This window comes from Pedobacter sp., from assembly GCF_040513095.1.
In the GTDB taxonomy this organism is placed as follows: domain Bacteria; phylum Bacteroidota; class Bacteroidia; order Sphingobacteriales; family Sphingobacteriaceae; genus Pedobacter.
Map to the genome: position 1 here is coordinate 1 of NZ_JBEVDX010000114.1, position 14440 is coordinate 14440.

The 14440-nt window shown below is 43.4% G+C and carries 12 protein-coding genes and 1 pseudogene; 7 read left to right on the forward strand and 6 right to left on the reverse strand.

What is annotated here, in order from left to right; genetic code table 11:
- Both ABWY16_RS13480 and pth read left to right on the forward strand, forming a co-directional pair.
- Nucleotides 1–563: 50S ribosomal protein L25/general stress protein Ctc (locus tag ABWY16_RS13480; protein WP_353905168.1), on the forward strand; the 563-nt coding region annotated here is incomplete at its 5' end.
- Nucleotides 564–643: 80 nt separating this feature from the next.
- Nucleotides 644–1204 (forward strand): aminoacyl-tRNA hydrolase, encoded by a 561-nt coding sequence (gene pth, locus ABWY16_RS13485; protein ID WP_353905169.1) that lies wholly within the window; start codon nucleotides 644–646, stop codon nucleotides 1202–1204.
- On the opposite strand, the gene ABWY16_RS13490 is transcribed toward pth, so the two are convergent.
- The 5 genes from ABWY16_RS13490 to ABWY16_RS13510 all read right to left on the reverse strand — a co-directional run bounded on the left by ABWY16_RS13490 (nucleotide 1205) and on the right by ABWY16_RS13510 (nucleotide 9459).
- Nucleotides 1205–2794 (reverse strand): hybrid sensor histidine kinase/response regulator, encoded by a 1590-nt coding sequence (locus tag ABWY16_RS13490; protein WP_353905170.1) that lies wholly within the window; start codon nucleotides 2792–2794, stop codon nucleotides 1205–1207.
- 19 nt (nucleotides 2795–2813) lie between these two features.
- Nucleotides 2814–3653, reverse strand: coding sequence for a CheR family methyltransferase (locus ABWY16_RS13495; RefSeq protein WP_353905171.1), 840 nt, complete (start codon nucleotides 3651–3653; stop codon nucleotides 2814–2816).
- Nucleotides 3654–3657: 4 nt separating this feature from the next.
- The gene (locus tag ABWY16_RS13500; RefSeq protein WP_353905172.1) at nucleotides 3658–7140 is read right to left on the reverse strand and encodes a response regulator; all 3483 of its coding nucleotides are present in this window, start codon (nucleotides 7138–7140) and stop codon (nucleotides 3658–3660) included.
- A 135-nt stretch (nucleotides 7141–7275) separates the two neighbouring features.
- Complete coding sequence (locus ABWY16_RS13505; RefSeq protein ID WP_353905173.1) at nucleotides 7276–7959, reverse strand: LytR/AlgR family response regulator transcription factor; 684 nt, start codon at nucleotides 7957–7959, stop codon at nucleotides 7276–7278.
- Between the two features lie 3 nt (nucleotides 7960–7962).
- A complete protein-coding gene (locus tag ABWY16_RS13510) occupies nucleotides 7963–9459 on the reverse strand; it encodes a sensor histidine kinase (RefSeq protein WP_353905174.1) in 1497 nt (498 codons plus the stop codon).
- Nucleotides 9460–9570: 111 nt separating this feature from the next.
- Here ABWY16_RS13510 and ABWY16_RS13515 point away from each other — a divergent pair, with 111 nt between their 5' ends.
- The 3 genes from ABWY16_RS13515 (at nucleotide 9571) to ABWY16_RS13525 (ending at nucleotide 12786) form a co-directional block, all read left to right on the forward strand.
- On the forward strand, nucleotides 9571–9918 hold the full coding sequence (locus ABWY16_RS13515; protein ID WP_353905175.1) for an ArsC family reductase: 348 nt from the start codon (nucleotides 9571–9573) through the stop codon (nucleotides 9916–9918).
- Nucleotides 9919–10040: 122 nt separating this feature from the next.
- On the forward strand, nucleotides 10041–10772 hold the full coding sequence (locus ABWY16_RS13520; RefSeq protein WP_353905176.1) for a peptidase associated/transthyretin-like domain-containing protein: 732 nt from the start codon (nucleotides 10041–10043) through the stop codon (nucleotides 10770–10772).
- A gap of 40 nt (nucleotides 10773–10812) precedes the next feature.
- Nucleotides 10813–12786 (forward strand): M1 family metallopeptidase, encoded by a 1974-nt coding sequence (locus ABWY16_RS13525; RefSeq protein ID WP_353905177.1) that lies wholly within the window; start codon nucleotides 10813–10815, stop codon nucleotides 12784–12786.
- 107 nt (nucleotides 12787–12893) lie between these two features.
- On the opposite strand, the gene ABWY16_RS13530 is transcribed toward ABWY16_RS13525, so the two are convergent.
- A complete protein-coding gene (locus ABWY16_RS13530) occupies nucleotides 12894–13538 on the reverse strand; it encodes a DUF8465 domain-containing protein (protein WP_353905178.1) in 645 nt (214 codons plus the stop codon).
- 421 nt (nucleotides 13539–13959) lie between these two features.
- Between ABWY16_RS13530 and ABWY16_RS13535 the strand changes: the two genes are divergently transcribed.
- Entirely contained in the window at nucleotides 13960–14181 is a 222-nt protein-coding gene (locus ABWY16_RS13535) for a VF530 family protein (protein WP_265789676.1), read from the forward strand.
- A 101-nt stretch (nucleotides 14182–14282) separates the two neighbouring features.
- A pseudogene (locus tag ABWY16_RS13540) lies at nucleotides 14283–14440 on the forward strand (30S ribosomal protein S12); the annotation flags it as partial.

Genomic DNA, 14440 nt, shown 5'->3' on the forward strand with positions numbered 1-14440 from the left:
TTAGCGGTTCTCCAAGAGAGAACGTAGGGAAACGCGATGCTAAAGAGCTTCGCTATGAAGGTAAAGTTCCTGCAGTATTGTATGGTGGTAAAGAACAAGCACATTTTGCTGTAGTTATTACTGATTTAAAGGAAGCTATTTACACTCCTGAAGCCAACTTTTTAGAAATTGATATCAATGGTACAAAAACCAAAGCAATCATAAAAGAGTTACAATTTCACCCATTAACTGACGTGTTGATGCACGTAGATTTTCTTCAGTTGTTTGACGACAAAGAAATCGTTATGGAGATTCCTATTAAATTAGCTGGTACTTCTCCAGGTGTTAAAATGGGTGGTAAACTGGTTCAGAAATTACGTAAACTGCGTGTTAAATCTTTACCAAAAGATATGCCACAAGTAGTTGAAGTAAGCATCTCTAAACTTGAAGTAGGTAACCTGTTCCGCGTACGTGACCTGGCAAAAGGTGAGTACACTGTGACTAACACTGCTGAAGATACAATTGTTTCTGTAGGCATGTCAAGAGCATTGAAACAAGCTGAGCAACAAGCCGGTAAAAAATAAGCTGACACCCCTCAGTAAATTGGAAACAGCACTGAATCATTTCAGTGCTGTTTTTTTATGTCAAACTATTATATTTGAAAATGAAATATCTAATCGTTGGTCTCGGGAACATCGGTCCTGAATATGCCAGTACAAGACACAATATTGGCTTCAACATCGCTGATGAACTGGTAAAACAACTGGATGGATCATTCTCTAACCTGCGCCTGGCTTATTATTCAGAAGTATCTTTCAAAGGTCGAAAGCTCCACGTGATCAAGCCAACAACGTTTATGAACCTGAGTGGCAAGGCAGTCAATTACTGGATGCATGACCTGAATATTCCCCTCGAAAATGTACTGGTGATTGTTGACGATCTGGCACTGCCGCTAGGTAAACTAAGACTGAAACTACAGGGCAGCAGTGCGGGGCACAACGGCCTCAAAAGTATCGAGGCTATCTGCGGCGGCCAGGCCTATCCGCGCCTTCGCTTTGGGATCAGCGACAATTTTCCCAAAGGACGCCAGGCCGATTACGTACTCGGGCGCTTTGAAAAAGATGAATTGCCTGAATTGCCGGCGCTGATCGACAAAAGTGTTGAGCTCATTAAAAGCTTTGTCACCATCGGGCCTGCCCAGACGATGACCGCTTTTAACAAATAATTATTTATTCACTGCGTACTGAACAATTTTCTGGTGCAGGATACCCAGCTCAAATGGTTTGCTCAGCACATCATCTGCACCGGCATCAATAGCTGCTTTTTTATCGTTTTCCATAACGGCAGCTGAGAAGGTGATCACAGGGATATCTTTTTTACCTTCTACAAAGCCTTCCCGGATGAGTCTTGTGGCCTCCAGGCCGTTCATGACGGGCATAAACGTGTCCATGAGGATCAGGTCGTAATCATTCGACGCCAGTTTATCCAGCGCTTCTTTACCATTCTCTACCACATCTGCGATGATATTCCATCCCTTCAGTACCTTCACAATTAAAAACTTGTTGATGGGATTATCTTCTGCAACCAGGATTTTTACATTTTCAAATGCTGAGAGTTTTTCCGGAACCCTGCCCTGATCTTCGGGCAGCGTCTCCAGTACTTCATACCAGTTGATAAAACTGAAAGTACTGCCCTTATTAATTTCGCTGGTTACAGTGAGTTCCCCGCCTTTCAGCTGTGCTAAATTCCTTACAATGGACAGTCCAAGCCCTGTACCGCCAAAGTTTAAGGTAGTATTGTCATCCGCCTGCTCAAAGGTTTCAAATATCTTATCAATTTTATCCATCGGGATACCTATTCCCGTATCTGTGATCGAGAACTTCAACCTCAGGTTATTGCCCTTCTTTTCTACAATCTCCAGTTTTAAGGTTACACTGCCGTCACTTGTGAACTTAATGGCATTACCGATCAGGTTCATCAGGATCTGGTTTAGGCGCAGGGAATCTGCAAGTATAGTTTTAGGGAGATCCTCATCAAATTCAGTAATCAGTTCAAGGTTCTTTTCTTTAGCCCTGATGCGGAGCAGGTTTACTACGGAATGACAGATCATCACAACGTCTGTCGGTGCCCTGTTGATCTTGAATTTTCCTGCTTCAATTTTTGAAATATCCAGGATATCATTGATCACGCCAAGCAGCGAGTTCGAAGAGATCTCCAGCAGCTCAATCATTTCCCTCTGCTCATCCGTCAGCTCTGTTTTATCCAGTAAATTGGTAATACCTATAATTCCGTTGATTGGTGTACGGATTTCATGGCTCATATTGGCCAGGAAGTTTTCTTTGATCTTTTTTCCCTGTTCTGCCAGGTCTCTGGCCTTGATCAGTTCTTTCTGGTATGCTTCCAGTTCTTTATTCTTTTTTACTATATCCCGCTGGGTACGTACAAACTGGATAAAGGAATCTACTTTTGCAGAGGTCACATAAGGGTTCAGCGGTTTATATAAGTAATCTACGGCACCTGTATTTAATCCCCTTACTGCATATTTGGCATCAGTGGAAATGGCCGTTACAAAGATCACCAGGATATCTTTGGTCCGGGGGTTGCTTTTTAAGATCTCTACTAGCTCAAAGCCATCCATTTCGGGCATTTGTACATCCACCAATGCAATAGCGATATCCATTTCCCATGCCATGCGTAAAGCCTCATTGGGTAAAGTAGTAGAAATCAGGTTTACATCATCCCTTTCCAGCAAAGCCTCTAAAGCAATAATATTTTCGGGTCTGTCATCAACAATGAGGATATTAATCTTTTCCATAGTTACTATCTGGGAAGGCTTATGCTATTTTTTGGTATATATTATTCTTTTGATCGATAATTTTAAAGCGCCCGATTTCGGTGCTTCTGAGTGTCTCTTTGGAGCCCAGGCACAGGAATCCGAAGTTGGCAAGGCTATGGTAAAAAAGATTGATTACACGCTCCTGTAACGCGCTGTTAAAATAAATCAGGACATTGCGGCAGGAGATCAGCTGAAATTCATTGAAGACCCCGTCTGAGGCCAGGTTATGCGCTGAGAACAACACATTCTTTTTTAAAGAATGGTTGATGGAAGCGGCTTCATAACGGGCAGAGTAGTAATCGGAGAGCGTATGCAATGCTCCCGTTTGCTGATAGTTTTCAGAATATTGCTTCATCTTCTGCAAATCATAAATTCCATTTTTAGCAAATTCCAAAACATCTGCATTGATGTCTGTTCCGTAAAAAAAACTCCTGTCATATAGTTTCTGCTCAGCAAATAATATGGCAAATGAATAAAGCTCCTCACCTGTTGAACATCCCGCATTCCAGACCTTGATCCGCTGATAGGATTGCAGGTAGGGAATAACATTTGTTGCTAACGATTTGTAAAAGAGAGGATCTCTGAACATTTCGGTCACATTTACTGTCACCTCAATCAAAAAGGATTCAAAATAATCCAGGTCGTTTGTTAATAAGGTACGTAAATCAAAGAGACTTAGTTTTTGCAGCTGCATGATTCTGGTCACCCTTCTTTTCAGTGATGCAGCCGAGTAATCGCCAAAATCGAAACCATGGATATTCTTTATGAAAAGTGTTAAACTTTTCAGTTCCTCAAAGCTGATCTGCTCTTCGCCGTTTTGCTCAGGTATTTTTGCCATCTTTTTAGCTTAACCAGACCCTTAACATCGACAATAACTTGTCGATATCTACAGGTTTGGCGATATAATCGTTAGCGCCTGCCTCAATACACTTTTCGCGATCGTTTTTCATCGCTTTTGCAGTTAAGGCTATAATAGGTAATTTCTTGTTTTGCTTTTGCTGGCGGATCAGCTTCATCGCTTCGTACCCATCCATTTCGGGCATCATGATATCCATCAGTACCAGATCGATATTATTTTCTTCTTCCAGTTTTTCCACTGCTTCCCTGCCGTTGTTGGCAATGATAATATTGATGTCGTAAACCTGCAGGGCGCTCGACAAGGCGAAGATATTCCGCATATCGTCATCAGTGATCAGGATGGTCTTGTCTTTCAGGACCTTCTCAATAGTAGACACTGTTTTGGATTTAGCGTTGCTGCTGGTAGCTGGTTTCTGATTGTCCTGTTTGTTCAGCTTATTCATAAAAAGGCTTACCTCATCGATGAGTCTGTCGTTGGACTTATTTGACTTCAGTACCATCGCCTCAGAATATTTCATGATATGGGCAATACTTTCCTGATCGAGTTCCATAGCGGTATTGATAATCACCGGTACATGGGCAAACTTTTCCTGCGTTTTAATCTGGTCAAGCAGATCAAAGCCAGAGATGTCGGGTAGGTTTAAATCAAGTATTATACAATCGAAAGTACGCTGGCCCAGCAGTTCAAGTGCTTCTTTTCCACTGAAGGCCTGCGCCACTTCAATACCCTTGCCCGCCAGCTGTTCTTTTACGACCAGGCTTTGAAGTTCATGGTCTTCAATAACCAGTACAGTCTGAAAATCGTAGGTTATATTGCCTGAATTTAATGCAGCAAATGCGCTGTCAAGCTCATCTTTCTCTATTGGTTTTTTCAGGAAACCGATAGCTCCTTCTTTAAGTGCGCGTTCACCTCTTATCTCGCCGGCCGACATCATGTGTACAGGTATATGTTTGGTAGAAGGGTTAGCCTTTAGTTTTTTCAAAACTGCCCATCCATCCATTACGGGCAGCATGATATCCAGAATGATCGCGTCAGGTAATTCATCAGCAGCCATTTGCAGTCCTGTATCCCCGCTGTGCGCAAGTATAGGGTTGAATCCTTTTTCCCGTGCATAATCTTTTAGTACATCGGCAAATACCAGGTCGTCTTCCACGATCAGCAGGGTCTGTAGCTGGGTTTTATTTACCGGTACCAGAACAGGTTCAGGTATCAGCGGTTTTATGATGGTTTCAGGATGCATATTTGCTTCCTGCTCTGCTGATAAACTTCCTTCCACATGCGATGCCGGAAGATAAAGTGTAAAACAGCTGCCCTGGCCGGGTTCGCTTTCCACCTGGATTTCACCCCCGAGGATATTGGCCAGCTCTTTACTGATGGACAGACCAAGTCCCGTGCCGCCATATTTTCTGCTGGTGGTACCGTCTGCCTGTTTAAAGGCTTCAAATATGAGTTTCTGTTTATCTTCAGGGATCCCTATTCCGGAGTCTTTCACACTGAAGGACAGGACCTGTTGGCTACTGCTTGTCAGCTGATCGGAATAGTAAGTCATATCGCTGCCTGCATTGCTGATTTCCAGTTTGATTTCTCCCTGTTCGGGCGTAAATTTAAAGGCATTGGACAACAGATTTTTAACGATCTGCTCAACCTTGGAAAGGTCAGTCGTAAATTTCTCCGGTACGTCGGAACCCAGCACGGTTTTGAAAGTAATCTTTTTGCTTTTGGCAATCTCTGTAAACAGGGATTCCATATTCTGCCTGATTTCCTGCGGCCTTACCGGTTCAATATCCAGGTCTATCTTTCCGGATTCGATTTTCGAAAGATCCAGGATATCATTGATCAGCGTCAGCAGGTCGTTCCCGGCATTGTGAATGACGCCCGCATATTTCAATTGTTCTTCGTTCAGGTTTGCCGGTCTGTTCTCTTTTAAGATCCTGGCCAGGATCAGGATACTGTTGAGCGGGGTACGGAGTTCATGACTCATATTGGCCAGGAATTCAGACTTGTATTTGCTGGATACTTCCAGTTCCTGTGCCTTTAGGCTCATGGCCTCACGGGCTTCGTTTACAGACAGGTTGCGCTCTTCCAGCTGATTGGCCTTTTCTTCCAGCTCTGCATTGGTTTCCCGCAGTTCCTCCTGTTGCACCCTCAGTTCTTCTTCAGATGCCTGTAGTTGCTCAGATTTATGGATAAGCTCTTCATTTGTGGTGCGCAGTTCTTCCTGCTGGCTCTCCAGTTCCTCCGCCTGCTGTTGTGTTTGCAGGAACAGGTCGCGCAGTTTCTCCCTTGCCTGTGTACGGTTGATGGCAACGCCGATATTTGTGGTGATTCTTTCAAAAAAGTTGACCTGAAGCGGGCTAGGAGCCACAGGTAGTGCCATTTCAATGACGGCGATCAGCTCATCTTCAAACTGCACAGGCATAACAATCAGTGATTTTGGCGTAGTACTGCCCAGACCGGAAGTTACTTTGATATAATCCTCTGGCAAATCATGCAGCTGTATGATACGCCTTTCTACAGCTGCCTGGCCCACAATACCAGACCCCAGTGGAATCTCCGTGTTCTTTCCTTTTTTTACTTCAAAAGCATAGGTGCCGGTTAGATCCAGTTTTTTTGTTTTTGGGTTATACAGGTACATTGCACCTACACAAGCCTTTACGTAATTACACATATCGGTGATAACATGTGTGCACAGTTCATCCAGTTCCTGTTCTCCCCGGAGGGATTCATTGACAACGGAGGCCCCGGAAAGCATCCAGTTCTTCTGTTCGTTTTCGTAGGAGATCTTCGCCAGCTCCTCGTTGTTCTCCCGCATTTTTATCTCTGCCAGCTTCTGTTCTTTGAAGGTTCTCCTGATAAAGCTGGAAAGATAAAGCACCAGGGCCAGAATGATTGCTGAGCTGGTCAGCACAACAATAGTTGATCTTTGTCCGCTGGCAACTCTTTTTTCTTTTCTCAGCAGCAGCAGTCTTGTCTCTTCCTGGACGACCTGGCCATTTATTTTCAGCATATTGTCTTTAAACAACTTGCCTTTGTCGGTAAGCACCTTTTTAATCGCAGCATCCTGGCCCTGGGAAGCATTTGCACGCAGGATTTCCTGCATATCAGTGATTTTCTGCCCGGCGTAAAACTCCAGGGAATCAAGTCTTTCCTGCTGAACCATATTGTCAACAGTTAACCGCTGCAGCTCCTTGACCAGCGGCATGATCCTGTTCACGTTTTGGTTAAAGGGATTAAGATATTGCGGACGCTGTGTCAGGACAAACCCTCTTAAACCTGTTTCGGCATTCAGGATCCTGACCTCCAGATTCTGGGCATGATCAATTACATCATAGGTATGGCTTTCCCAGTCTGAGTCATCATTCATTGATTTAATGCTCATGTAGGAAGTAATTGCAGAGATGAGAACGAATAACAAGGTGAGTGTGAATCCTACTATTACCTGCTGTCTAAATGTGTATTTGAACATAAAAGAAGTTGATTATTGCCGGGGTAACTAAACAGTTTGTACGCTAAGATGATTAAAACATATGACAATAATACTGATAAAAGTTCTCCTACACCTATTAGTGGGGTGTTTTTTTTGTTCAACTTTTCTTTTTTGTTAAAACTCATGTAAACATTGCGCATAAGTTGCCCCTACCGGGATAATTTTGTCAGCTATCCAGATTTGAGTTCTGTCGAATTTGGTGACGGCATTTTTTGCAACTATGAATGCACGGTGGGTTCGCACAAATCTTAGTGCGGGGAGTACCATTTGCATATCGCCGATCGGCATTCTGGTACTGAGTGTCGACTTGTTATTCAGATGAACCAAAGTGTAATTGCCGGCTGCCTCAATGTAAAGGATATCGTCAATGATTACTTTCACCTGTTCATAGCCGTCTTTGATAAAAAGATATGCTGCGGGCGGGGCAGTTCCACTTTTCTGACGGAGGCTATATAGTTCTTCGGCTTTGTTGCATGCTTTCAGAAACCTGGAAAGGGAGAAAGGTTTCAGGAGATAGTCAAGGGCATTCAGTTCAAATCCCTTTACTGCATGTTCTGCATAGGCAGTAGTGAAAATCACCAGGGGAGGATTATGCAGGCTGCTGAGGAAATCTATCCCGCTGATGTCCGGCATTTTTATATCGAGGAAAATGAGGTCAATCTGGTTCTTCTGCAAGTAGGCTATCGCTTCAAAGGCATTGGTGAAAACTGCTTCCAGCCGGATAAAGGGAACTTTGGAAGCATGGGATTTTACAATATCCAGAGCAATGGGCTCATCATCTATCGCGATAGCAATCATGTTTTAGGCTAAATTCAGCGTTAAATGTACGAAAAACTCCTTAGCACTTTCCCTGATTATCAGTTCATGTTTTTTGGGATACAGGAGTTCCAAGCGCTGTTTTACATTGGGCAGGCCAATTCCGCTCTGCAGTTTTTCCGGGTCGCCGTCGGCTTTGAGGTGAATGCTGTTGTTCACGTCAAAATACAACATGCTGCCCCTGGTTTGCAGGGTTACTTTAATGTGCGAGGGCGATTGCAGGCTGATACCATGTTTAAAGGCGTTTTCCACAAAAGGGATCAATAACATGGGCGCAATCTGCAGTGAATTAAAATCTTCCTCTATCTGTGTGCTGATCACAATATCCACAGAGATAGATGTTCTCAGTTTCTGCAGTCCGATATAATTATTCAGGTAGTCGATATCCCTGCTGAGGGCAATTTTGTCCTGCATATTTTCCTGCAGCATAAAACGCATCATATCGCCAAGTTTCTGAATGCCCTCTCCTGTACGTTCAGCATTTTCCTGCAGGGCAGTTCCGTATAGGGTATTCAGTGCATTAAAAAGGAAATGGGGGTTGATCTGCGATTTAAGAAAGCCCAGAGAAGCATCGGATTTACCCAGCTCTTTTTTGAGGGTAAAGATCTCCTGTTCAGTTTCGTTTCTGTTTTTGTAGATATACCAGGCAAGAGGGGCGCTGACTGTCAGCTGTGCAGCAATGTTGAACAGGTTCACGATCATAAAGAACTCACCTCTGCCAACAAGAAGGACACCTGTTAAACCCACAGGAATTGCCAGCAGGAAGGTGATGATGGTAACCTTGCCATAATAGGTACGGGAGGGCTTGATCTGTGAGCCAACAGAGGGAATAAGGTAGTAGATCGAGTAGATAATGATGAAAATACAGGTCATGATGACCAGTGTCCAGCAAACTATCACGTCAAAATCTACCCCTGCTGCAAGCCAAAGCAGTGTTCCTACAAACCAGAAGGCCAGACCAAAAACGATTTCCAGTTTCATCCTGTCCTGTATACTGCCTTCTTTGTTCTCAGTAAAGTAAATGAGCAGTTTCTTCAAAGCCACATAGATACAAATCAGCAGTACCAGCCAGGCTGAATAGGTGTATCCTTTAAAGAATATCTGGTTATAGGCATCATCAATATCCGGATACTGCGACAGCAGGTAGGTTTTGGTGTAGGTTTGTGTAATGCTGATAACCAGCCCCGCGATAAGATAGGTAGCTAACAGAATGGCCGTATTAGATCCGATATTTGTCTTTCTGTACAAGGGGGGCAGGCAACAGAAATTGAGCAGCAGGAAACTGAAGTATAGGATGGAATACCGGAACAGTTCAGGAATGAAATAATTGGACAAATAGTTAAATTCTATCCCTGCATCCTTAAATTGTTTGGGAACTTCTGTATAAGCACTCGATCCGTTCGAGATCAGCATCAGTACCGCGCAGCCATAGATAAAACTTACCGCCCAGAATTCTATTTTATTTAAATCTTTTATATTCATCGGTACAATACTACGCTTGATTTTGATTCGCTGTGATAAAATGTGATGAACGGCTAAAAAAATGTGACGAATAAGGAAATATAGCTAGCTTTATGGCTTTATTTCTAAGATATGACAGTTTACGGAATACCCAATTGTGATACAGTAAAAAAAGCGAGAACCTGGCTAACTGACAATGGGTTTGATTATGAGTTCCATGATTTTAAAAAGCAAGGCATCACTGCCGGCAAACTTCAGGAATGGTGTGCCGTTTTTGGTTGGGAGAAGATACTGAACAAAAAAGGAACGACCTGGAAAAAACTGTCTGCAGAGCAGCAGGAAAGTGTAAAGGATGAAGCATCTGCCATTGCCGTATTGCTCGGAAACCTCAGCGCAATCAAACGCCCGGTAGTGGAGCAGGACGGAAAGGCCGTTTTGATCAGTTTTGATGAAGAGCAATATGCAGGATTATTGAAATAAATAAACTATTGCCTGTTAATATTTGTTAAAAAGGAATAGAGAGTGACAAACTAAATTATATTTGGATCCTGCATGTTCATGCAGGACTCATTACCTGAAAAAAGAGACTAAACTAAATGGAGATGCTTAAGAGGTTATTTATCGTACTGTTATTGACGATACCACTATATACGTTTGCCCAGACCGGGATCAGCGGCGGCGTATTTGATTATGAGAATAAGAGTTTCCCTCTTCAAAAGGTAACTGTAAGAAACCTGAACAACCAGAAGGTTGCAGTAACCGGTGCCGCAGGGCAGTTTACGATCCAGGCCAGTAAAGGTGACCTGCTGGAATTCTCCCTGCCGGGATACCATGTTGATACACTTTACCTGACCAACCTGCAGTCCAAAACAATCTATCTTCCCTCGCAATCTACGAACCTGAAACAGGTAGATGTTAAAGGTGCGAGGTTATCTAACGATCTGCAGTTGAAGGACCCCAACGCTCCGGGATTCAGCCGTGTGTCTGGTATTGCACCAACTAAAAATATTCAGCGTGCCGGTGGTGTAGGGCTGGCTTTCGGTTCGGGCAAAGACAAACGGGAGCGGGCGAAAGTAAAACGTCTGGAAGAAGTGTCTGTTTATGAAGCAGAGATCAATCAGAATTTTAGCGAGGAACATGTAAGTTCACTTATCAAACTGCAGGGCCAGGAGCTTAAGGATTTTATTGATTTATACCGTCCTTCGGTTGCCAAGGTAAGAAGTGACAGCCCGTTCAATTATGATTTTTATATAGCTCAGGCATATCAAACCTGGTTGAAACTGCCTCCTGAAGGCAGAAAGTTACCTCCTGTACCTTCCGGACGAAAGAACTAAATAAGAACTAACATTCCTAAACATATAAAACTTAAAATTAATGAATAACACTTTTATTCAGAGAACACTCCTTATGGCGGTGTTTTTTGCATTTGGGATCAGCGTTAAGGCACAGCAGGCTCCTGCAGCTGCCGGAAATTATGATCCGCATGCCGCCTTCAGTCCGCTCTTTTACACTCAGAACGGAAATGAATTTCGCTCTGCCAGTGGCTACCCAGGGCCTAAATACTGGCAAAACCGCGCAGACTATACCATCACTGCCAATCTGGATGATAAGACAAATACCATTAGTGGTACAGTAACGATTACCTATAAAAACAATAGTCCGGATCAGTTGCCATACATCTGGCTGCAGCTCGACCAGAATCTTTTTGATAAAGATTCAAGAGGTAACGCCCTGATCAAACTTGGCAGCCGTTATGGTGCCCGGGGAGAAAAAGTAAATGGCGGATACAAGATCAGCGGCCTGAGTGTTTCTAAAAAAGCCGGACCTGTTAAATTTACCTCGATCACTGAAGATACCCGTATGCAGATCCGCCTGGATCAGCCCCTGGGCGCTTCGGGAGATGTAATCACCATCAAAATGGACTTCTCTTTTATGATCCCGATCAACGGATCGGACAGAATGGGTCACCTGACTACACAAAATGGAGAGATCTATACCATCGCGCAGTGGTTCCCGAGACTCTGTGTATATGATGATGTACTCGGCTGGAATACACTTCCTTACTGGGGTGCCGGCGAGTTTTACTGCGAGTATGGTGATGTAAACTATAGTGTAACTACTCCTGCGAACCATATCCTGATGGGATCTGGTGAGCTTTTGAACCCTCAGGAGGTATTCACTGCTGAGCAGCTGAAACGCTGGAATGCCGCAAAATTAAGTGATAAAACAGTCACTATCCGCTCTGCTGAAGAGGTACTGGATCCAAAATCCCGTCCTGCCAGGGATAAACTAACCTGGAAATTCAAAATGACCAACACAAGGGATGTGGCCTGGTCATCATCCAAAGCATTTGTGCTGGATGCCGCGAAGATAAACCTTCCAAGCGGTAAAAAATCCCTTGCAGTTTCTGCCCAGCCTGTAGAAAGCAATGGCGCCGACGGTTACGGAAGGGGAGTAGAATACGTAAAGGCTGCTATCGAGCATTACTCCAATAAATGGTTTGAATATCCTTATCCTATGGCTGTAAATATCGCAGCGAATATCAGTGGTATGGAATATCCTGGGATTGTTTTCTGCGGATGGAAAGCTAAAAAAGGCCAGGCATGGGGAGTAATCGACCACGAATTCGGCCATACCTGGTTCCCTATGATTGTCGGCAGCAACGAACGTAAATATGGCTGGATGGACGAAGGTTTCAACACTTTCATCAATGGTTTATCTACAGATGCGTTTAACAACGGAGAATATAAAGGTGGCGCAGACGATCTGCATAAAGCTGCAAAATATATGGCACAGCCGAACAGGGAATACATTATGCTGACCCCGGATGCTATGGTTGAGCAGAATATCGGTGTCAACTTATACAGCAAACCAGGATGGGGATTAAATATACTGCGTAATTATGTACTGGGCCCGGACCGTTTTGATTTTGCCTTTAAAACCTATATCAAACAATGGTCCTTTAAACATCCTACACCATTCGATTTTTTCCGCTCAATGGAAAACGGTGCTGGTGAAGATCTTGCCTGGTTCTGGAGAGGCTGGTTTATGGAGAACTGGAAAACTGACCAGGCCGTTACTTCGGTAACAGCATCCAAAAAAGACGGAAAGACTGAAGGTTATGCTATCGTGATCTCTAACCTGGAGCAAATGCCGATGCCGGTGATCCTGCAGGTGAAAACTGAAAGCGGTAAAACTGATATCGTTAAAATACCGGTTGACGTTTGGATGAGGAACAAGAGCTGGACGGTAAATTATACCACTACCGAAGAAGTAGTTTCAGTTGTGTTGGATCCGGAGCATGTATTGCCTGATTCAGATGAGTCGAATAATAGCTGGAAGAAATAATACATCAGCTTAAAAAAAGGGAGATCCTGTATCCACGCCTTCTGGTGCTTTCAGCGGCAGGCGGAATGGATACAGGATCTCCCTTTTTTTTCGCGAAGTCTGAAGAGCTATCGCCCTTTAAAAAAACTCTCCTTAAGTTTTTGTGCATCGATCAGAGGTTCCGGCTCATCCAATCTGATCATCCATCCCTTTTGTTTCAGCAATGCAATCTCTACTTTGGCAACTGAAAGGTCTTTACCTTTGATGCTTTGGCTATAAATCAGCGGGGCGGGAGGTTCCACATTGGCGGAGGTGGAGAACAATACTTCGATGTTAAACTTTGGCCATAACTGGATATCGCCCATATTGGCAGAATAGATCTTTTTTGTACTGCTGGCAGGGATCAGGGCAGCGAACTCCCCTCTATAATTTCCTCCCTTTTCAGTGGTCATGCTGGCAAGCAGCTGGAATGAGGTTTCGTTGATCAGGTGAAAATGGGCCACTACAGCACTATGCTGATCGGCTACCAGTCCGAGATAAACGCCTTCCTTTTTAAATTCCGCTACCGGAGTTGCTGCTGTCTGCCTGTTTGAGACAACTGCATTGTCTTCCGGGATGTCGCCATGTACCAGTGTCACTTTAGAAGCCAGTACAGGTATTTCAAAATCATTGGCATCCGTTACGCCAATTGTATCTTTATCAATGATGCGGGTAATCGTACCCTCTATATTTTCGTCTACAAAACGAACGAAGTCGCCTAAATTCAAATTCATAACAGTATTTCTTAATAGAGTGTATACTCTGATTACACAAACCTACTGAATAATCAACAAAAAGATGTCATTAGCGTGTCCAGGCTCTGGTATGGCTATGTTTTGTTCGTATACTGGTCGTGTTTAAACTGTGTTCCATATAGGTTCAAACTATATTCGAACTATACCATGTCAACCCCATGTGCACAACAACTTTACTATATCTCAACTACATGTTTACTATTTACGTAGAGTAGTAGTTCAGTTAAAGTAGATATGGGGTAGACATGGTATAGCTTGAACATAGTTTAAGCATAGTAAGTATGTAGTTTAAACACGACCAATACCCGAACGAAACACGGCCGGTGCATAAATATCTTATTCCGTTTAGCTTTACAAATAAATCTGCCATTGTTCTTATCTTTGCGGCAGCAAAACAACTATGACAGAAGAAAAGCAAGCCAACAACCCCTTACATGGGAAAACCCTGGAGTTTATTCTCAAACAACTGGTTTGGCACTACGGCTGGCCGGAATTGGGCAAGCTGATCAAAATTGCCTGTTTCAATAATGATCCCAGTTTAAAGTCGAGCCTCACATTTTTAAGGAAAACAGACTGGGCCCGGAAAAAGGTAGAGAAGCTTTATTTGAATACTTTTCATTAAATCTCCGTTAACCCCTTGATTTATAAAATGTATTGTCTTACCTTTGCAGTCCCTTATTGAGGGGTAAAGTTTTAAATAACAACAACAAAAAACAAATAGCAATGCCAACCATTCAACAATTAGTTAGAAAAGGTAGAGTAGCACTGGAGTTCAAGAGTAAGTCTCCGGCGTTGGACAGTTGTCCACAGCGAAGAGGTGTATGTACACGTGTATATACCACTACCCCTAAAAAACCAAACTCAGCAATGCGTAAAGTAGC